At 63.1% G+C, this 19,021-nt stretch carries 19 protein-coding genes; 3 read left to right on the top strand and 16 right to left on the bottom strand.

What is annotated here, in order from left to right:
- The first annotated feature begins 7 nt into the window (after positions 1-7).
- Positions 8-1,153, top strand: a complete 1,146-nt coding sequence (locus tag I6E51_RS14370) for a peptidase C39 family protein (RefSeq protein ID WP_307783779.1) — start codon at positions 8-10, stop codon at positions 1,151-1,153.
- Positions 1,154-1,188: 35 nt separating this feature from the next.
- Positions 1,189-2,145, top strand: a complete 957-nt coding sequence (locus I6E51_RS03090; protein ID WP_197109418.1) for a pirin family protein — start codon at positions 1,189-1,191, stop codon at positions 2,143-2,145.
- A 19-nt stretch (positions 2,146-2,164) separates the two neighbouring features.
- On the opposite strand, the gene I6E51_RS03085 is transcribed toward I6E51_RS03090, so the two are convergent.
- The 5 genes from I6E51_RS03085 to I6E51_RS03065 form a co-directional block, all read right to left on the bottom strand.
- A complete protein-coding gene (locus I6E51_RS03085) occupies positions 2,165-4,345 on the bottom strand; it encodes an alpha-galactosidase (protein WP_197109417.1) in 2,181 nt (726 codons plus the stop codon).
- Positions 4,329-5,660: an ABC transporter substrate-binding protein gene (locus tag I6E51_RS03080; protein WP_197106558.1), complete on the bottom strand. Its 1,332-nt coding sequence runs from the start codon at positions 5,658-5,660 to the stop codon at positions 4,329-4,331. The genes I6E51_RS03085 and I6E51_RS03080 overlap by 17 nt, the downstream gene beginning before the upstream one ends.
- Before the next feature lie 79 nt (positions 5,661-5,739).
- Positions 5,740-6,618, bottom strand: a complete 879-nt coding sequence (locus I6E51_RS03075; protein WP_197106559.1) for a carbohydrate ABC transporter permease — start codon at positions 6,616-6,618, stop codon at positions 5,740-5,742.
- A complete protein-coding gene (locus I6E51_RS03070; RefSeq protein ID WP_197109416.1) occupies positions 6,618-7,550 on the bottom strand; it encodes a carbohydrate ABC transporter permease in 933 nt (310 codons plus the stop codon). Before I6E51_RS03070 ends, I6E51_RS03075 begins: the two co-directional genes overlap by 1 nt.
- Positions 7,547-9,586 carry a beta-galactosidase gene (locus tag I6E51_RS03065; protein WP_197109415.1) on the bottom strand — a complete coding sequence of 680 codons (2,040 nt, stop codon included), beginning with the start codon at positions 9,584-9,586 and terminating at the stop codon, positions 7,547-7,549. The genes I6E51_RS03070 and I6E51_RS03065 overlap by 4 nt, the downstream gene beginning before the upstream one ends.
- 235 nt (positions 9,587-9,821) lie before the next feature.
- Here I6E51_RS03065 and I6E51_RS03060 point away from each other — a divergent pair, with 235 nt between their 5' ends.
- Positions 9,822-10,844: a LacI family DNA-binding transcriptional regulator gene (locus I6E51_RS03060; protein ID WP_197106562.1), complete on the top strand. Its 1,023-nt coding sequence runs from the start codon at positions 9,822-9,824 to the stop codon at positions 10,842-10,844.
- An 87-nt stretch (positions 10,845-10,931) separates the two neighbouring features.
- Here I6E51_RS03060 and I6E51_RS03055 read toward each other — a convergent pair whose 3' ends face one another.
- From I6E51_RS03055 to folP, 11 genes are all read right to left on the bottom strand, one after another.
- The gene (locus I6E51_RS03055; protein WP_197106563.1) at positions 10,932-11,120 is read right to left on the bottom strand and encodes a hypothetical protein; all 189 of its coding nucleotides are present in this window, start codon (positions 11,118-11,120) and stop codon (positions 10,932-10,934) included.
- Between the two features lie 98 nt (positions 11,121-11,218).
- Positions 11,219-11,413 (bottom strand): hypothetical protein, encoded by a 195-nt coding sequence (locus I6E51_RS03050; RefSeq protein WP_197109414.1) that lies wholly within the window; start codon positions 11,411-11,413, stop codon positions 11,219-11,221.
- Positions 11,414-11,421: 8 nt separating this feature from the next.
- Positions 11,422-12,921 (bottom strand): lysine--tRNA ligase, encoded by a 1,500-nt coding sequence (lysS, locus tag I6E51_RS03045; RefSeq protein ID WP_197109413.1) that lies wholly within the window; start codon positions 12,919-12,921, stop codon positions 11,422-11,424.
- A gap of 58 nt (positions 12,922-12,979) precedes the next feature.
- Positions 12,980-13,843 (bottom strand): pantoate--beta-alanine ligase, encoded by an 864-nt coding sequence (gene panC, locus I6E51_RS03040; RefSeq protein ID WP_197109412.1) that lies wholly within the window; start codon positions 13,841-13,843, stop codon positions 12,980-12,982.
- Positions 13,840-14,589 (bottom strand): Rossmann-like and DUF2520 domain-containing protein, encoded by a 750-nt coding sequence (locus I6E51_RS03035; RefSeq protein WP_197109411.1) that lies wholly within the window; start codon positions 14,587-14,589, stop codon positions 13,840-13,842. Before I6E51_RS03035 ends, panC begins: the two co-directional genes overlap by 4 nt.
- Positions 14,589-16,301 carry a PH domain-containing protein gene (locus I6E51_RS03030; RefSeq protein ID WP_307783777.1) on the bottom strand — a complete coding sequence of 571 codons (1,713 nt, stop codon included), beginning with the start codon at positions 16,299-16,301 and terminating at the stop codon, positions 14,589-14,591. Before I6E51_RS03030 ends, I6E51_RS03035 begins: the two co-directional genes overlap by 1 nt.
- Positions 16,298-16,783, bottom strand: coding sequence for a PH domain-containing protein (locus I6E51_RS03025; protein ID WP_129072312.1), 486 nt, complete (start codon positions 16,781-16,783; stop codon positions 16,298-16,300). Before I6E51_RS03025 ends, I6E51_RS03030 begins: the two co-directional genes overlap by 4 nt.
- Complete coding sequence (locus I6E51_RS03020; RefSeq protein ID WP_129072313.1) at positions 16,780-17,268, bottom strand: DUF3180 domain-containing protein; 489 nt, start codon at positions 17,266-17,268, stop codon at positions 16,780-16,782. Before I6E51_RS03020 ends, I6E51_RS03025 begins: the two co-directional genes overlap by 4 nt.
- Positions 17,262-17,789 (bottom strand): 2-amino-4-hydroxy-6-hydroxymethyldihydropteridine diphosphokinase, encoded by a 528-nt coding sequence (gene folK / locus I6E51_RS03015; RefSeq protein WP_231599637.1) that lies wholly within the window; start codon positions 17,787-17,789, stop codon positions 17,262-17,264. The genes I6E51_RS03020 and folK overlap by 7 nt, the downstream gene beginning before the upstream one ends.
- The gene (gene folB, locus I6E51_RS03010; RefSeq protein WP_197106568.1) at positions 17,789-18,208 is read right to left on the bottom strand and encodes a dihydroneopterin aldolase; all 420 of its coding nucleotides are present in this window, start codon (positions 18,206-18,208) and stop codon (positions 17,789-17,791) included. The genes folK and folB overlap by 1 nt, the downstream gene beginning before the upstream one ends.
- Positions 18,205-19,014: a dihydropteroate synthase gene (gene folP / locus I6E51_RS03005; protein ID WP_307783776.1), complete on the bottom strand. Its 810-nt coding sequence runs from the start codon at positions 19,012-19,014 to the stop codon at positions 18,205-18,207. The genes folB and folP overlap by 4 nt, the downstream gene beginning before the upstream one ends.
- Positions 19,015-19,021 lie beyond the last annotated feature (7 nt).

The following is a 19,021-nucleotide window of genomic DNA, read 5'->3' as shown; positions in this document are numbered from 1 at the left end:
GGACCCCGTGGACACCTCCACTCCTGCTGACTCTGCCGCCTCGAACACAACCGACGCTGACGTTGCTGTCGTTGGCGCGACCATCGGCGCTGCCCTCGTTCAGCTCGCGCCCGCCGAGCTTCCCACGCATCTCATCGAGGCTCTCGGCACCGACCGTGCCGCCGCATGGCAACGCGATCGCGAGCCCTATAACCCGCGGGTGTGGATGCTCGACTCCCCCACCGGCAGTGCAGCGGCCCTCACCTCCGGTCGCCCCAATACGCGCTACACGAAGCTCGTTGATCTCTGGGCCGACAGCGATGCTGCCGCCCAGAGTCTTCTCGGCGAACTGATTGCGGCTTCCGCGGAGCGTGGCGACGCCGCCCTCAAGTGGCAGCTCCCGCTCGACGCTGAGCTCCCCACCTTCGCCGCCGACCTCGGCTTCACCGAACTGCGAACCCCTATCTCCTCGGCTGATGGCACTCAGGGCGTTCGCGGCTTCGTGCTGTGGCACGACGTCTGGCCGCACGAGCAACTGCGCTATTACGGCCAGACCACGCTCTTCACCTGTGGCGCTGTAGCCGCAATGACAGCCCTCAGTCACCTCGGCCTCGAACCCTTCGCCGACACCGAAGACGAGGATGCCCGCGAACGCGAACTCGCTTTCTGGCGTTCGGCCACGAACTTCCCCGCGTGCGAACCTCTCGGTCTCGCGGTGGCGGTTCACGACGTGATCGCGCAGTCCGCATCCGGCATCAGCCTCGAACTGCACCTCGACACGACCGAACCGACGCTCCTCGAAACCTACGAGGGCGAAGAGCGCACGTTCCGCGAGCAGCTGCAAGAACAGTCGCGGGCCGAAGCGGCGAGCCGCGGCATCCAGCAGCACACCGCCCCGCTGTCGATTGAGCAGATCACCGAGCGCGTTGCCGGCGGCGAGCTCGCGATTCTGTTGATCGAAGAAGAACCCATGCACGATGCCTCGACCCCGCACTGGGTCGTCGCTCACTCGGTGAAGGGCGACACCGTTTTGCTGAACGATCCGTGGATCACCGCCGAGCAGGGCGAGACCTGGGTCGACTCCCACGATCTGCCCGTCTCGATCGCGGTGCTCGACCAGATGGTGGCGTTCGGTGACCCCACTTATCGCGGGGTAATTTTTGTGGCACGCTAGCACTCACTGAGGCAACATTGGAGTGAGGAGCCGCCGTGAGCAACCCGGAGAAGAACCCGGCCGAGGTCGTGTGCGAAACGCAGCCAGCGGCAGGCGTGCAACTACTTGAGCCTCGCGAAGTCCCGCTCGGTGGCCCGCGCGCGATGAACGTGCGGCGCACTCTTCCGCAGCGGTCACGATCCCTCATCGGTGGGTGGTGCTTCGTCGACCACTACGGACCTGACACGACGCGGATGCTCGTGCCCCCGCATCCGCACACTGGATTGCAGACCGTCAGTTGGCTCTTCGCTGGCGACATCGAGCACCGCGATAGCGTCGGCAGCCTCGCTGCGGTGCGCCCCGGCGAACTGAACCTGATGACGGCCGGCAGCGGCATTTCCCACTCCGAAATCTCGCCCGCCGAGCCCACGCTGTTGCACGGTGCGCAACTGTGGGTCGCGTTGCCGGATGCCCACCGGCACACCGCTCCGAGCTTCGAGAACTTCGCGCCGATCCCTTTCGATCTTCAGGGCGCAACCGTCAGCATCTTCATCGGTGAGCTTGCGGGCGTATCGTCGCCAGCGCGCGTCTTCTCTCCGCTTCTCGGCGCCCAACTCGACATCCCCGCCGGCACAACCGTGACGCTGCCCATCAATGCCAACTTCGAACACGGCGTGCTCGTGGATGCCGGTGCCGTGACTATCGCGGATGTCACGACCCCACCCGATCACCTGGCCTATCTCGCTCCCGGCGTGACCGAGCTCGTCATTAGCGCGTCGACGGATGCCCGACTCCTGTTACTCGGAGGTGAGCCACTCGGCGAATCCATCGTCATGTGGTGGAACTTCATTGGGCGCAGCCACGACGAGATTGTAGAGTTCCGCGCGCAGTGGCAGGCCGATGTGATCAACGGCGGAAACCCCGACGGTCGTTTCGGCACCGTCGCAGGGTGCGACGAAGCGCCATTGCCCGCGCCAGAGCTTCCCACAGTGCGACTCAAGCCGCGCGAATAGCTGTGCTCCGGCGACCGCGTTAGAGCGCGCCGCTCGAGTCTTCGCCGCCCACAGCCGTCACCCGCAACACAAGTGCCTCATCCGGATGCAGAATCGGCAGAGTGAGTCCAACCGACCCGAGCGCCGCGCCCGACAGCGTGAGCTCGCCGTCGTGCCACCACGCTGGCGCAGTGCCCGGGTAGGTTGCCGCTTCCGCACCCACATCGACGGGGGTGATGCGGTACATACGGTGCGGGTCAAGCCCGGGCAAACGCCGGGCGGTGGGTACAGAATCGGTGGGGGTGGTGAGGCTCGTCACCCAGTACAGGGCGTCAGCCACAACGCCGTTGATGTCCTCCGCCACAACGCCGGTGATGATGGGGTCGGCGCTGAGTTCGCTGCGCACCACCCGCCCCGAATGGATGAGTCCGCGAAGCGAGCGGTAGGCGCTCGCCCAGGTGCGCAACGCCTCCTGCTCCTCAGCGGTTGTCGTCGTGAGATCCCATTCGATGCCCGAGTGCCCCATGAGCGCGGTCGCGAGACGGAAGCCGAGAGAGAGCGAACGCCCCGACGTGTGCGCGGGCGAAGACCCCACATGCGAGCCCAAGTATTCGAACGGCACGAGCAGGTTGGTCCAGCGCATGATCGAGAAACGGTCATGCGCATCGTTGGTGTCGGATGGCCACACTCGCTGCACGCGCTCGAGCACTCCGGCATCCACCCGCGCACCGCCAGAGGCGCACGACTCAATCTCGACGTGCGGGTAGCGCTCGCGCAGCTCATCCATGAGGAGGTACGTTGCCGCGACATGACGATGCACCGAACCACCGAGCAGGTCGCGGTTCATGTCCCACTTGAGGTAGCTGATCGCGTACTCGTCGAGCAGCGCCGCAATCGCATCGCGCACATGCTCACGCGCGGCAGGGTTATCAAGATCGAGCACGTGCTGGTTGCGCCACGACTTCGGCAGCGGCCGGTCGTCGTCGCGCAGAATCCACTCCGGATGCTCCCGCGCAAGTTCTGAGTCGAGAGACACCATCTCGGGCTCTACCCACAAGCCAAACTGCATCCCGCTGGCTGTCACTCGATCAACGAGTGGAGCGAGCCCCTCGGGCCATGACGTGGCGTCCACCGTCCAGTCGCCGAGCGCGCGCTTGTCGTCGGTGCGGCCGGTCATCCAGCCGTCGTCGAGAACGAAACGCTCAACACCGACGTCGGCTGCGGCATCCGCAAGTGCCGCGAGCTGGTCAAAGTTGTGGTCGAAGTAGACGGCCTCCCACGTGTTGAGGGTGAGCGGGCGCGGTGTCGATGGATGCGCGGGCAGGCTCCGGAACCAGTCGTGGAAACGGTCGCTCAGCCCGTCGAGACCAGCATTCGACCACGCGGCGTAGGCCCACGGAGTTTCGTGCGTGTCACCGGTCGCGAGACGCACTTCGCCGGGAGAGAGCAGTTCGGCGATGCCCACCGTCGTATAGCCGAGCGCGAGGCGATCAATCCAGACGCGGGTATCGCCGCTGGTGCCGGCATGCACCGCCCACACCTCACCGTGGCGGAAACCAAAGCCGGGTGTTCCCGACACCGTGAGGAAGGAATCGTTGTGACCGCGGCGACCATGGCGCGACTCGCGCAGCCAGGTTCCGTAGTCGATGGCGGAGCGCTGGGGTTGGCGTTCGGCCGCCCAGATTCCGCTGAAGTCGAGTCGCTCGCGCGCAACAGGCGGGAGCGGAAGAACAGTGGCCAACGACGACAGCTCGAAAGCCTCGGTGGCCGTGTTGGTCAATCGTGAACGGCTGCGCAGCACTCCGGCGGCAGACAGTTCAAAGTCGATAGTGAGGCTGAGGGCATCGTCGTCGACCAGCGTGACCGAGATACGGTCGGGGGTCGGATGCTCGATGCTCGCGGTCTGCAGAGACGGCCGGCGCACACGCCCACCGCTTGCTCCGGCGGCCCGATCGTGGCGGCCCTCAAGACCGGGCAACCCGGTCCAGCCCTCGGCGAGCAAGGGAACGATGCTCAGCCGGAAAGGTTCGTCGATGGAACTCGGCCCGATGGCACGCTCGCGCGAATCTGCGAGCGCCGCGAGCTCGTCGCGGTCAAGTTCTCCGAGGTCTGCGCCCCAGTGCGTGATCGACGGCACGCCCGTGCCGCGAGCATCCAGCACGAAGCTGGTGCCCGCGGCACGGAGGTGAACGAGATCGTTCGTGTTATTCGTTGACAGCAATCGCGGCAGCCTTCATGGCGTCGATTGTCTTCTGCTGACCGTTGGTCAGGGCCTCCGAGAGGGTGCCCGAACCGGAGATTGCGGCGGAGAATCCGTCAGCAACATCCGTGTAGGTCTGCGTCATGGTCGGGCCCCACGTGAAGTTGGGGTTGACCTCGGCGCCGGCAGCAGCGAACACGTCGTAGATGTTCTGTCCGCCGTAGAAGTCCAGGCCTTCGGAGAATGCGGGCAGGTCGCCACCAGTCTTCGTTGCCGGGTAGATGTTTGCCGTCTTGTTCATGCTCGACAGCGCCTCAGGGTCAGTGTTCAACCAGAGTGCGAACTGTGCAGCCTCGTAGGGGTGTTCGCTTCCCTTGAGAACTGCGGTGCTCGATCCGCCCCAGTTGCCGGCAGCGGATTCGCCTTCGTTCCACTGCGGCATCTGAGCTACAGCCCAGTTGCCTGCGGTGTCAGGAGCGCCACTCGTGATGGTGTTTGCTCCCCAGACTGCGGAAACCCAGCTCCAGACGTCACCCGAGTTGTAGCCGTTGTTCCACTCGTCGGTCCACGGCGGGAGAACAGCAACGAGGTCCTGGTCAATCAGGTTCTGCCAGTACTCAGCGACCATGATCGATTCGGGCGAGTCGAGGGTTACGTCCCACGCTTCACCGTCGTTCTCGAACCACTGGCCATCTGCCTGCCAAACGAGACCGGCGAAGGCGTTGATGTCGCTCTGTGAGAAGTTGGTGATGTAGCCACCCTCTGCGCGAACGGCCTTGGCTGCTTCTTCGAATTCTGCCCAGGTGGTCGGAATGTCAATTCCGGCTTCCTCGAACAGGTCGGCACGGTAGAAGAGACCCTCGGGGCCGGTGTCCTGCGGCACTGCGTACACAGCGTTTTCTTCACCGAATGTCACCTGGCTCCAGGTCCAGTCAATGAACTGGTCCTGAGCATCCAGAACTCCGGCGCAGTCGGCGATGTTGACGACGCCGTCTTGTACGCGGAAGTTGGGCAGTGCGTCGTATTCGATCTGACCGAGGTCAGGCGCGTTGCCTGCTTCGATCTGGTTGAAGAAGTTGTTGTACGTTCCGCCGTTACCGTTCGGTCCAGTCTGAACTTCAACCTGGATGTCGGGGTTGGCTTCATTCCAGATAGCGACGGCGTCTTCCATGCCGGGCAACCAAGTGGTGAAGTTGAGCGTTACGGGTCCATCTGACGGGGCGCACGCGGCGGCGTCAGTGCCACCGTCTGTGCTGGCTCCGGTTGAGCATGCTGTGAGTGCGAGCGCGGAGACGAGCACCAATGCTCCTCCAGCGCGAGCTATGCGATTAGCCATGCGATTACCTTCCTTGCGATTGTGATTGTGGTGTGGTGCGGGGTTTCCCTCGGGGTAAGCCGAGTGGTCGAGAGGGCGACTACTTGATTGCGCCCGTTCCCAGCCCGCTGCGCCAGAAGCGCTGCAGGCTGAGGAAAGCAATGATGAGCGGGATGATCGACAGCAGGGCACCGATGATCACGTACGCCCGAATTTCGGGAATCTGGCTGACTTGGCTGTTCCAGATATAGAGGCCAAGCGTGACGGGGAATAGCTTCTCGTCGCGCAGCATGATGAGCGGCAGGAAGAAGTTGTTCCAGATCGTGACGAATTGGAAGAGGAAAATAGTGACCATTGCCGGCGTCATCAGTCGAGTGGCAACCGTAAAGAAGGTACGCACCTCGCCCGAGCCGTCGATACGGGCAGCTTCAACAAGCTCGTCTGGCACGCTCGAGGTCGCATAAATGCGGGCAAGGTACACACCGAACGGGCTCACGATGCTCGGCAAGAACACCGACCAGAACGTGTTGGTGGCGCCCACCTGACTGAAGACCAAGAACAGCGGAAGCGCGAGAGCCGTTGCCGGAACCAGCACGCCACCGAGCACAACGTTGAAGAGGGTTTCGCGGCCGCGGAAGCTGTACTTCGCCAGCGCGTAGCCCATCATCGTCGCGAAGAGTGTTGCGATGGCAGCACCCGCACCGGCGTAGAGCACGCTGTTGAGCATCCAGCGGAAGAAAACGCCGTCGCGGTAGGCCGCCAAGTTGCCGATGTTCTCGATGAGGTTGAAGTCAGCGAACCAGAGCGGTGCGCTTGTCGTGAAATCGGCGCGGTCTTTCGTCGCGGCCACGAAGAGCCACCAGATCGGCACCAAGAAGTAGAAGGTGCAGATAGCCATGACGAGCATGGCGCCGGCCCGAGAGAACAGGCTTTCGCGAGGACCGTTGTGCTTCTTCACGGGAGTTGTCGTGGCACTCATCAATCAGCCTTTCGCTGGGTGAACTTGAGCACGGTGAACGAGAGCGCGAAGGTGAAGAGCGCGAGCACGACCGAGAAAGCGGCGGCGAGGTTCACGTTCGGCACCGAGGCTGTCGAGTAAATGAGCAAGTTGGGCGTGAACGTGCTGGTCACGGCTGAGGTGAAGCTCTTGAAGACCTGAGGTTCAGCGAGCAGCTGCAGCGTTCCGATGATCGAGAAAATGGCGGTGAGCGTAATCGCGGGGGTGATCAACGGAATCTTGATCGACCAGGCGATGCGAGCCTGCGACGCACCATCGAGGCGAGCGGCTTCGTAGATCTCGCTGGGGATCGCGAGCAGCGCCGAGTAGATGATGATCATGTTGTAGCCCACGAACACCCACGTCACAACATTCGCGATGGCCCACAGCACGAGGTCGGCACCGAGGAAATTGATTTCGCTCGTGATCGCGGTGAACGGCGACAGCTTGGGCGAGTAGAGGAAGCCCCACATGACCGCCGCGATAACACCGGGAACGGCATACGGTGCGAAGAACGCGAGGCGGAAGAAGCGCTTGCCTCTGACGAGCGGGGAGTCCAGCAGCAGCGCAAGCAACAACGCGAGGCCGAGCATGATCGGCACCTGCACGACACCGAAGGTGAGCACCCGAAGAATGGATGACCAGAAAGCGTCGTCCTGGAACACTCGTGCGTACTGCACGAAGCCACCAAACACCTCGGTGGGCTTACCGAACGTTCCTTCTCGTTCAACCGTCAGCAGCGACTGATAGATCGCGACCAGGATCGGCAAGATGTAGAACAGGGCAAACAGCACCGAGAACGGGGCGATAAAGAACAGCACCGCTCCACGGTTCTTCGTGGCTTTGGTAGCGCGGGGAACCTTCTTCGTCACCGCCTTCTTTGGTGTGGCGGGCGTAGCAATGTCTGTAGTCATCGCGTTGCTCCTTCTTCGACAGTCAGGCGGATGACGCGAACGCCACCAGCGGGAACAGCCACCGAACCTGTGACCGTAGTTTCCGTCAACAATTCTGCGCCGTCGGCGGGGAAAGAAATTTCATGCGCGCTGTGGTTAATCACAAAGCGGAAGCGGTCGGTGTCGTTTGAACGCGTCACGACTTCAACACCGGCGGGAAGATCGAGCGCCTCGACGCCAGCCTCGTTGAGTGCGCGGCCCATCAGGTCGGCAAAACTCGGAGCGTCGAGCGCGGTTGCCACGTACCACGCAGCTCCCGAACCGAAGCGATTGCGAGTGACGGCCGGCCCACCAGGAATGGGGCCGGACGCGAACTCGGCAACGACATCCGCTGTGGTGGGGCGGACGTGCTCAGCCCAGATGCTCGCCTGACCGCCATCGTTCAGCAGCAGACGTGTTTCGGGCTTCACGGGCATGAACTGTTCGGTCCAGACGCCAAGCATGTCGCTGAACGCACCGGGAGGGGTCTCGCCGGTGACATCCAGGCGGATGCCGTCGGTTTCGTCCACGATGCCGGAGAAGAACGTGACAACCGCGTTGCCACCGCCCGCAACGTAGTCGCTGATGACGGCCGCACTCGCGTCGTCGACGAGGTAGAGGCTAGGAACGATGACGAGCGTGTACTCGCCAAGCGCGGCACCGGGAGCGACGATGTCGACCGTCACGCCGTTCGCGCTTGCTGCGTTGTAGGCGGCGTGAACCTGTTCGAGGTAGCGCACGGCCGACGATGGCTGCGAGTCGCCTTCGGCCGCCCACCAGGATTCCCAGCTGAAGACGAGAGCGACGGACGCCTCGACCCGAGTGCCCGCGAGAGTCTCGAGGGAGTGGAGTTTCTCACCCAGGTCGAGGGTCTCGCGCCACACAGCAGTGTCAGTACCGGCGTGAGGAAGCAGGGCCGAATGGAACTTCTCGGCACCCTGTCGCGACGCACGCCACTGGAAGAAGCAGATTGTGTCCGCTCCCCGAGCAACGTGGGTCAACGTGTTGCGAAGCATTTCACCCGGCTGCTTGGCCAGGTTGTGGGGCTGCCAGCTCACTGCGCTGCTGGCCTGCTCCATGAGCATCCACGGCGAACCCTGGGCAAGCCCACGAGTCAGGTCAGCCGCGAACGAGAGTTCATTATTCGGATGCGGCAGCCGGTGATCGAGGTAGTGATCGTTGGCGATGACATCCATTTCGCTCGCCCACTGCCAGTAGTTCTGGCTGCGGATGTGCGCGGTCACCATGAAGTTCGTGGTCACCGGGATGCTGCTCTTAGAGCGCAACAGCGACGCTTCGGCCTTGTAGTAGCCGAGAAGTTCGTCGGAGCTGAAGCGGTTGAAGTCGAGTCGTTGCGCAGGGTTTGCCGACGAGAGCGTGATCCGGGGCGGGAGAACTTCATTCCAGTCGCTGTAGCGCTGGCTCCAGAAGGTCGTGCCCCAAGCAGCGTTGAGGCCATCGATGGTCTCGTAGCGCGACTGCAACCAGACGCGGAACGCGGCAGCGGACGTGTCGCAGTAGCAGTGCGCGTTGTGGCATCCGAGTTCGTTGGAGACGTGCCACATCGCGAGCGCTGGGTGGCTGCTGTAGCGCTCGGCTACTTTCTCGACAAGGCCGAGAGCTGCCGAGCGGAACTCGGGAGAACTCGGGCACCACCCTTGGCGGCCACCCTGCCAACGGCGGGTGCCGTCGGCCGCGGTGGGCAAGATATCGGGGTGCGCCGTCGTAAGCCACGCGGGCGGCGAGGAGGTGCCGGTGCCGAGGTTTACGCGGATGCCGGCAGAGTGCAGCAGATCCATGATCGCGTCGAGGCGAGTGAAGTTGTACTCCCCCGCTCGCGGCTCAATCTCAGCCCAGCCGAAGATGTTGATCGCGACGAGGGTGACCCCGGCCTCACGCATGAGGGCCACATCCTGCTGCCACACTTCTTCGGACCACTGCTCGGGGTTGTAGTCACAACCGAGCACGAGGGAATCGGGTGACCAGCTCGCGACGCGATCTGCGCGGGGTGTGGTCACGCGTGCCTCCTTTGGCGATGGGCGCAGCTGCTGAGTCAGCAGTTCTGCTCACAATTGTTCGGATTCTGTGAACGTGCACAGAACCTGACCCACAAAAATTGGCGACAATCTCTGGGAGCGTTCACAGACTAAGCGAGCCTTATTCGCTCTGTCAAGCATTCGGCGTGTCTGTGAGCGTGAACAGTCCCGCGAAACGGGGCCAGTGCCGCACCCGTGAGAGCGCTAGCATGGGGTTATGGCAACACCTGGGGCACGACCACGCCGCGCGACAATTTTCGACGTAGCGGCCGAGGCCAACGTCTCCCGTGGCACCGTCTCCCGCATGCTCAACGGCGAACCGTACGTTTCTGACTCGGCTCGGGAGGCCATCGAGAAGGCCATCGCCAAAGTCGGCTACGTGCGCAACATGGCGGCTCGCAACCTCGCAACCCAGCGTTCCAAGGCGATCGCGCTCATCGTGCATGAGCCCCACTCGGTCTTTCTCGAAGACCCCAACATCGGGGCGATTCTTCTCGGCACCAACGAACGCCTCTCCGAAGCGGACTACCAACTCGTCTGCCTCATCATCGGTTCCGACCGCGACAGTGCTCGCATTGCCGACTACCTCCGCGGTGGATTCGTCGACGGCGCCGTCATCGTCTCGGCCCGCGAACACGACCCCATTGCCGACGCCATCGCCCACATTGGACTCCCCGCCGTCTTCGTCGGTCACCCCATGAGCGCGCCCGACATGCCCTACGTCGGCATCGACAACCGCGGCGCAGCCCGCGATATCACCCGCGAGCTCCTCTCCACCGGGCGCAAGAAAGTCGGCATGATTGCCGCCGCCCTCGACCGCGACTCCGGTAGCGAACGACTAGCCGGTTTTCGGGATGCCCTGGGCGACCAGTTCGACGAGAACCTGGTTGTCGACTTTCCGCTTTACTCGCGCAACAGCGGCGTTGAGGGAATGAAAGCCCTCCTCGACCGCGCCGGGGACATCGACGGAGTCTTTGCAGCATCCGATGCTCTCGCTGCCGGCGCCATGGATGTGCTGCGCGAACGCGGGCGCTCAGTGCCCGGAGACATCGGCATCGTTGGTTTCGATGACAGCGACTGGGCGATGCGGTGTCAACCCCAACTCACGACAGTGCGTCAGCCAGCCGATCTCTTGGGCCGAGAAGCGGCATCCATGGTGTTAGAACTCGTCAACGGCATCACACCGGAAACTCCCGGTCGCATTCTGCCCACCGAAATCAAACTGCGTGGCTCGGCCTAAAACCCAACCTCTGGTGCTCAGCAGGAAACTACTGCAGCGACCAACTGGTGCCTAGGCGGTCGGTAGTGACTAGGCGGTCGGCGGTAACTACGCGGTAGGTGTTGACTCGGCCTGAGCGGCAACCTTGGCGCGCTCTTCAGCTTCGATCTTGGCGTAGCTGTCACGTTCGGTGCGGTCAGAACGAATAATGGCCGACATGACGATCCAGAAAATGGCGCCAATAGCAATCGTCGGGATGACGGAGAAGATGGCGTTCGACCAGAATTCTTGAGGCACGTTTCTAGCCTAACCGTTGACGAAGGTGACTATGGCGATGAGAACGACAAGTCCCACGAGAGTCACAGTCATGATGAGCCGTGAAGATTTGCGATCCATTACTGCGCCTTCACCATAACACCGACGAGTCCCGAGACGACCATGAAGAGGCCAGCGCCCGAGACGAGCACCCACAGCGCGATGCGCATGGGGGTGATCGTCGACTTCTTCGGAGACTCAGCCGCATCCGGCGTCTCAGCCGCATCCGGCGTCTCAGCCGCATCCGGAGTCTCGTTGGGCACTGGGTCAGTCATTGTCGTGCTTACTTAACCAACGGGAAGAGGATGGTTTCGCGGATGCCGAGGCCCGTGATGGCCATCAGCAAACGGTCAACGCCGACACCGATTCCGCCGGTCGGGGGCATACCGTGCTCGAGAGCGCGGATGAAGTCTTCGTCGAGGCGCATGGCTTCAACGTCGCCCTGGCTCGCGAGGAGAGCCTGCTCAACGAAGCGTTCGCGCTGAATAACGGGGTCAACGAGCTCGGAGTAGCCGGTCGCCAATTCGAAGCCGCGAACGTAGAGGTCCCACTTTTCAACAACACCTTCGATGCTGCGGTGGTCGCGCACGAGCGGGCTCGTGTCGACGGGGAAGTCCATGACGAAGGTCGGGTGGTCGAGGCCCGGCTTGACGTAGTGCTCCCACAGCTCTTCCACGTACTTGCCGTGGGTGGGCTGAGTGACCTCGATGCCAACGGCATCCGCCAACACCTTCAGTTCGTCGGCGGGAGTCTGCGGCGTGACGCTCAGGCCAGCTGCTTCGTTGAGGGAATCGTACATCGAGATACGCGCCCACTCGCCGCCGAGGTCATACTCGGTGCCGTCGGAGAGAGTGACGAGCGTGGAGCCCGTCACGGCGAGCGCGGAGTTCTGCACGAGCTCCTGCGTGAGGTCTGCCATCTGGTTGTAATCGCCGTAGGCCTGGTACGCCTCGACCATCGCGAACTCGGGCGAGTGCGTGGAGTCAGCACCCTCGTTGCGGAAGTTGCGGTTGATCTCGAAGGCACGCTCGATGCCACCGACGACGGCACGCTTCAAGAACAGCTCGGGAGCAATGCGCAAGTACAGCTCGGTGTCGAATGCGTTGGAGTGCGTGACGAAGGGGCGAGCGGATGCTCCACCGTGCATCGTCTGCAGCATCGGCGTTTCGACTTCGAGGTAATCGTGCGCGGCGAACGTGGCGCGCAGGCTCGCGTTGACCTTGGCGCGAGCGCGCACCGTGAAGCGGGCCTGGTCGCGGACGATGAGGTCGAGGTAGCGACTACGAACGCGTTGTTCGTCGCTCAACTCGGAGTGCAGGTTGGGCAAGGGAAGCACAGCCTTGGCCGCAATCTTCCATTCCTTGACCATGACCGAAAGCTCGCCGCGGCGGCTCGAAATGACTTCTCCACTCACGAAGAGGTGGTCACCGAGGTCAACGAGTTCTTTCCACAGCGCGAGCGAATCGTCGCCCACTTCGCCGAGAGAAACCATGACCTGGATACGCTGGCCGTCACCTGACTGCAGCGAGGCAAAGCACAGCTTGCCCGTGTTGCGGAGATGCACGATGCGACCCGCGAGACCAACGACATCGCCGGTGGTGTCATCCGCTTCAAGCGACGGGTACTTCTCGCGCACGGCCGGAATGCTCGTGGTGATCGCGACGCCGACCGGGTAGGCCTCCGCGCCCGAATCGATGAGTCGCTGACGCTTCTCTAACCGAACGGCTTTTTGCTCAGAAACTTCAGCTTCGGTGGGCTCGGGGGCGTTAGCGGCGTCATTCACGCCCTCAATCGTAGCCGGGATAAGGCAACACTGCCGCGCCCAAGAATGCGCCCGAAAACTAGCCGACGTAGAGGGTCGCGTTGTCGATCAGACGGGTCTCCCCCACACGGGCAGCGACGAGGGCAGCAGCGGGCCCACGGTACCCATCGGGCACCGGCATGAAGGTGTCGGTGTCAACGACAGTGAAGTAGTCGAGCTCCACACCCGATGCCCCCATGAGTGCACCCTGCGCGGCGGCGATCACGGCGTCAAGGCCGCTGTCGGCGGCCGAGGTTGCCGCGTTCAATGCTGTCGACAGGATGGATGCTGCTTCGCGCTGGTGAGCATCCAAGAACTGGTTGCGGCTTGAAAGAGCGAGGCCGTCTTCTTCGCGCACGGTTTCAATGATCTCGAGCTGCACCGGGATGTTGAGGTCGGTGATCATGCGGCGAACGAGAAAGAGTTGCTGGCCATCTTTCTGGCCAAAGGTGACGAACTGCGGGCTAGTGATGGCGAGCAGTTTGGCGACAACGGTGAGCACACCGTCGAAGTGGCCGGGGCGCGTTTTGCCCTCGAACATCGTGCCGATTTGGCCGGCCGAGATCGTGGTGGAGGTTGGCCCCTTCGGGTACATTTCCTCCACGCTGGGGGCGAAGACGTAGGGAACCCCCAGCTCGCCAAGCATGTCGAGATCGTCATCCATCGTGCGCGGATACTTGTCGAGATCTTCGGTGGCACCGAACTGGGTGGGATTCACAAAGATCGAAACGATGCGCACATCGGCGAGCTCGGCGGCGCGCTCAACATGAGCGAGGTGACCCTGGTGAAGAGCGCCCAGCGTGGGCGTCAAAGCAATAGTGCGGCCAGCGGCGCGCTCGTGCGCAACCACATCGCGCATACCCGCGACGGTCTCAATAACTTGCGGGCGGGAGTGTGAACTCACGAGGGGTCCTCCTGTGAATGGGGCCTCGGCTCGGGGTCGAGCAAGGAAACATCGATGCTAGTCGCAGTTGCACGCGCGAGCGCACTCTCGACCGAGGACCGCAGAAGCGGCCCTAAAACACGCGCGGGGGCATCCACCCCGACGCTGCCGAGCAAATCTAAAGATTGACGGACAATCGCGGCCGAAAAACTAGTCGCGGTGCTCACCGCTTCGGCCCACGCAGCACGCTCGTCTTCGGAGATCACGATCGGCTCGGCGCCCATCTCCACGACGAGAGCTTGCGCAATCGGCAATACCGGAGTGGGCGCACTGACGGCGCAATAGGTTTCGTGCAGGCGCGTGAGGTCAAGGCTTGTTCCCGTGAACACCATGGCCGGATGTACGGCGAGCGGAATCGCTCCAACAGCAAGTGCCGGCGCCAACGCCTGATAGCCGAGCCCCGGCGCAGTGTGCAGCACGAGTTGCCCCGGTTGCCACACTCCAGCATCGGCGAGACCCTTCGCGAAGGACTCAATCTCGCCCTCGGGAATCGCCAGAATCACAAGCTCGCTGCGTTCAACCAGAGTCGGGATGTCGAGCACGGGAACGTCGGGAAGGATCGCGCTTGCACGCTCAAGGTTGCGCTCTGACGTCGCCGCGATTCCGACGATTGCATGGCCCGCGCCGGCGAGGGCTGCGCCAAGAATCGGGCCGACCTTTCCCGCGCCAATGATGCCGATTCCGAGTCGGCCAGCTGCCTGCGCCATTACGCGTTGTCCTCACGTGGTGTTGGTGCCGGGGACTCGGCGTCCACGCCAGCACTGCGCCAGCGGTGACTCGTGTCGACGCCTGCGGCATGCACAGCCGCGTGCTCAACCTCATCGAAGAAGCGCACAACATCGTTGCGGTCGAGCGCACCGATGGTGGCCGAAATCGGCCCCGCAACAGTGTGAATTCGCAGCTCAGCAAGACCCATGCGACGCAGCAGCGGACCCTCGTTCATGCTGACGCTCTGCATGCGGGCTTGAGGCACAAGCACGAGGGAACGCCAGATGGCTCCCTTGCGCAGCGCTACGGCATCCGAAATCAGCACGAAACCATTGCGGCGCCAGGAGAACCAGCGCAGCCAGGCCGCCCGCTTGGGCGAGGTGACGTAGTCGTCATCGTGGGCTCCAGCGGCAAGACCGCACTCGAGCAGTTCCCGCGACTTGGCGTCGGCGAGGCTCGGCAGAATGAGTTGCAGCACGCGGTGCACATCGGCCATATCTCCGACCGGGAGCAGCGTTGTCTTCGCGGTCGCACCGCTTGAGCTTGTTGCTTGCGAGGCGGTGTTGATCTTGATTTCCCACCAGCCGGCAGCGCGCCATAACAGCGGCTGCGATACCTCAACCGCGTGAATGCGGCCGGGCGGGAGCGTCTCATTGGTCGTCGACAACAGGCCATAACCGACCCGGATGCCGTCGTCCGTTGCCGCGATGGAGTACCGAAGCGAGCGCGTCAGTCTGGAAGCCAAATATCCGCCGAGACCGAGAAAGCCCGGGAGGAGCGCAAAGATCCAGCCGTAGTCGCCAGTAACGATGATCGTCGTGATGATGCCGATGCCCACCAGAATCGCGATGATGGTCGCTTCGCTGAGCACGAGAGAACCGATGAGCCGCGGGATGCTGATGCGCACGATCGACTCTGGCGGCGCGGCATGGGGGTCGAGCTCTGGGGCCAAGAATTCGTTGACGCGCGACTCCACCACACCCGTGACACCGGTCGGGGCTTGTGCGGCTGCATCGGCCGCTGCTTCAGCCGCGCGGGTGCCCGAGGCGAGCTGCAAGATCGCGACTCGTAAATCGTCGGCGCCAGCGGAGCCGAGATAGGCCAGCTCAACGTTGGCGTCTTGACCTGCCACATTCACTTCGAGCTTGGCGGCCCCAAACAGGCGTGCCAAGAATGGCCGCGAGATATTGATGCCCTGAATGCGATCTAGTCGTCCACGACGGTTGGTGCGGAACAGGATGCCGCTGCGCACCTCAACTAGCTCGTCCGTGATGCGGAAGGTGTGCATCCGCCACGACAGATAAAAACCACCGACGCTCAGAATCAGGATGACGAGCACGGCGAGAATCGCCAAAATGATCAGGCTTGACTCGGCAAAACGCTCCAAGAAACGCAGTTCTCGGCTGCCGCCGCCAAAAATGGTGTCGAGAAAGACGTCGCGGGCGTTGACGATGATGACACCGATGATTGCCACGAACGCGATGCCACCGCGCAAGAACGGCGTTGCCGGGTGCAGCCGATGCCACTCGCCGTCGGCAAGGCGACGAGCGCTCTCGGGCACCGTGAGCGCCACGGCGGGAGCAGCAGGTTCAGTTGCGTTCAGGCTCGCAGGCTCAGTTGCGTTCACGGACTCCAGCGGGTCCACTGGCTCGCGAGGCTCCAGCGGTTCTCGAGGCTCCAGCGGCTCGGCGGGCTCGCGCGGGTCGCTCACAGTCCGGCCCTGCGGCTCTCGGCCAGGGCGACGAGCGTGTCTCTCAACTCCTCAGCATCCTGCTCAGGAAGGCCAGGAATCACCACACCGGTGGATGCCGCGGCCGTCACAAACTTGAGTTCACTGAGGCCAACGGCGCGATCGAGGGGTCCGCGGTTGATGTCGACGAGCTGCATGCGGCCATAGGGCACAGCAACCACGCGGCGGAACATCAGTCCGCGACGAAAGACCAGGTCATCCTCGCGCAGCATGTAGCCGATCGCCCGCACTCGCCGCGGGGTGAGCGCGATGTTGATGACGAAGATGATGCCGAGCGAAATCGGAATTACGGCAAGCCACTGGATTCCGGTGATGAAGGTCGGGATCGACGTTCCCACCGTGAGGATAATGCCCGTAATGAGCAGCCCGACCGCTTCTACGATGGTGTACTTGCGGGAGACGCCGCGCCACTCGGCGTCGGGGAGATCAAGTCGCTCGGTCACGCTGCTCCTTGGGGGTCCATCGGGTTCTGCGACGACGGGTCGTCATCATCAGGCGGGATGGTGCACAAATATTCAGCGACCAATCCTGCGATCAGCAACACTATCGCGCCAGCCGAAACAACGAAGCTCGTGCCGATGGCACCGGTTTCGGGAGAAACGGTGCGACTCAGCAGGTAGACCGCGATGCCGAGGGCGGTTCCGCCAAGGAGAGCCCCGGCGAAGCTCGATGCTTTCGCGAGCACGACAACGCGCAGCGCGAAGAAGGGATTCACGCGTTCTTTGCGCAGCCCGCGTGATGAGCGGTAGATGGGCACTGCCAGCACGACCACGATCACGGCGATCAAGAAGAGCGAGACCGCCAAGGCGACCGAGGGTGTCACAATCGGGTTTCCGGATGCCGTCAACAACACTTCGAGCAACCAGCCGACGGCTGCTCCCGCCGCGGCAATGGTGACCAAGTGCACGGCTGACGTGCGGGCTACCACAGGGGTTCCGCCTCAAACTCGGCGGCGTCGTTCTCGATGCCGGCAAGGGCGTCCGCCGCGCTTCCGATTCCGGCGAGCTGCGCGTGGGGGTCGAGCTGCAGCAGCGGCACGAGTACGAACGATCGTTCGGCGGCCCGCGGATGCGGGATCGTCAGAAGTTCGTCATCCACTTGCAGGTGCGCGAAAGAAATGATGTCGATGTCGAGCGTGCGATCGCCCCAGCGTTCGTCGCGCACGCGACCATGCTCAGCCTCGACGCGCTGCAGCTCAGCGAGGAGAGCGTGGGGCTCCAGCGAACTGCTCGCTAACACGACCGCGTTGAGATACGCGGGAGCAGAGTGGTCGATGCCGGAGAGTTTCAGGGCCGGAGTCTGCACAATGCTGGAGGCGGCATCCACGGTCACACCGTCGATGCGGTTGATGGCGTGCACGGCATCGCGCAGGGTGGTTTCGCGGTCGCCAAGATTGCTGCCGATGGCAAGCATCACCGGCAACTCGACGTGCAGTCGTTGCTGTCGCATCACGGCAGCGGCTGCGGTTCTGCGCTGAAGCCGGCGGTCTGGGCGCGGGCTGCACGCTGACGAGTGATGGTGACCGAGACATCGGTGAACGGCACAGTGATGGGTGCTTCTGGTTTGTGGAGCGTGATCTTGGTGCTCACGGCGGCCTCGTGTGCGAGCACTACAGCGGCGATGCGTTCGGCAACCGTCTCGATGAGATCGACCGGGTTGCTCTCGACGGCGGCGACGATCTCTTCGGCCAAGACGCCGTAATGAATGGTGCGGTCAAGGTCGTCGGTGCGGGCAGCGGCTGCAAAGTCGAGATACACGGTCGCGTCGATCACGAAGACTTGACCATCGCGACGCTCGTGGTCGAAGACGCCGTGAAAGGCAGTGGCGCGCAAGCCGGTGAGGGTGATTTCGTCCAGTGCGGGATTCATCGTTTCTTGCCCTTCTGCATAGCTCGATACACGGAAAGTGCAATGTGCGTTGACGGAACATCGTGCACCCGAACGGCCCACATGCCCGCCTCGGCGGCGACATTGCTGATCACTGCGGTAGCCAGGTCGCGTTCGGCTGGCGGCGCATCGGCCGGAAGCATTTTTGCGAGAAAGCGTTTGCGTGACGCCCCGATCAGCACCGGATGCCCCAGCGACGCAATCTCATCGATACGCGCGAGCAGCGCCCAGTTGTGGCGGGCGTCTTTGGCAAAGCCCAGGCCGGGATCGAGCACCACCCGATTGGGCTTCACTCCCCACACCATCATTTCTGCCAGACGCGCCTTCAGCTCGCTGCGCACGTCGTCAACCACGTCGTCATAGTGCGCGAGTTGCCCCATCGTGGTGCTGTGCCCACGCCAGTGCATCGCAATATAAAGCAGATCTGTTTCGGCAACGGTGCGGTACATCTCGGGGTCAGCAAGCCCACCAGAGACATCATTGATGATGGATGCTCCCGCATTCGCCGCGGCCAGTGCTGTCTCGGCATTCATGGTGTCGATGCTCACGGTCACGCCTTCAGCCGTGAGCGCCGTGATCACCGGGATTACCCGCTGCTGCTCCGCCGCGGCTGAGACCCGTTCGGCACCGGGGCGAGTCGATTCGCCACCGACATCGACGACATCCGCGCCTTGGTTGCGCAGTTCGATGCCTCGCGCAATGGCGACGTCCACATGTTCGAACTGGCCGCCGTCGCTAAAAGAATCAGGCGTGACATTGAGGATGCCCATGATTTGGGGAACCGCCACGCGAGGG

It is taken from the genome of Salinibacterium sp. NSLL17 (genome assembly GCF_015864935.1).
Taxonomy (GTDB): Bacteria; Actinomycetota; Actinomycetes; order Actinomycetales; family Microbacteriaceae; genus Rhodoglobus.
Note: the sequence above shows the minus strand (reverse complement) of the source record. Positions and strands in the feature narration are given on the sequence as shown.

Bases quoted from the DNA above. Each gene is read 5' to 3' on its own strand.
- I6E51_RS03080 (WP_197106558.1), bottom strand. From the start codon at position 5,660: ATGGCTAATCGCATAGCTCGCGCTGGAGGAGCATTGGTGCTCGTCTCC.
- I6E51_RS03075 (WP_197106559.1), bottom strand. From the start codon at position 6,618: ATGAGTGCCACGACAACTCCCGTGAAGAAGCACAACGGTCCTCGCGAA.
- I6E51_RS03070 (WP_197109416.1), bottom strand. From the start codon at position 7,550: ATGACTACAGACATTGCTACGCCCGCCACACCAAAGAAGGCGGTGACG.
- I6E51_RS03060 (WP_197106562.1), top strand. From the start codon at position 9,822: ATGGCAACACCTGGGGCACGACCACGCCGCGCGACAATTTTCGACGTA.
- I6E51_RS03050 (WP_197109414.1), bottom strand. From the start codon at position 11,413: ATGACTGACCCAGTGCCCAACGAGACTCCGGATGCGGCTGAGACGCCG.
- I6E51_RS03035 (WP_197109411.1), bottom strand. From the start codon at position 14,589: ATGGCGCAGGCAGCTGGCCGACTCGGAATCGGCATCATTGGCGCGGGA.
- folK (WP_231599637.1), bottom strand. From the start codon at position 17,789: ATGCGACAGCAACGACTGCACGTCGAGTTGCCGGTGATGCTTGCCATC.
- folB (WP_197106568.1), bottom strand. From the start codon at position 18,208: ATGAATCCCGCACTGGACGAAATCACCCTCACCGGCTTGCGCGCCACT.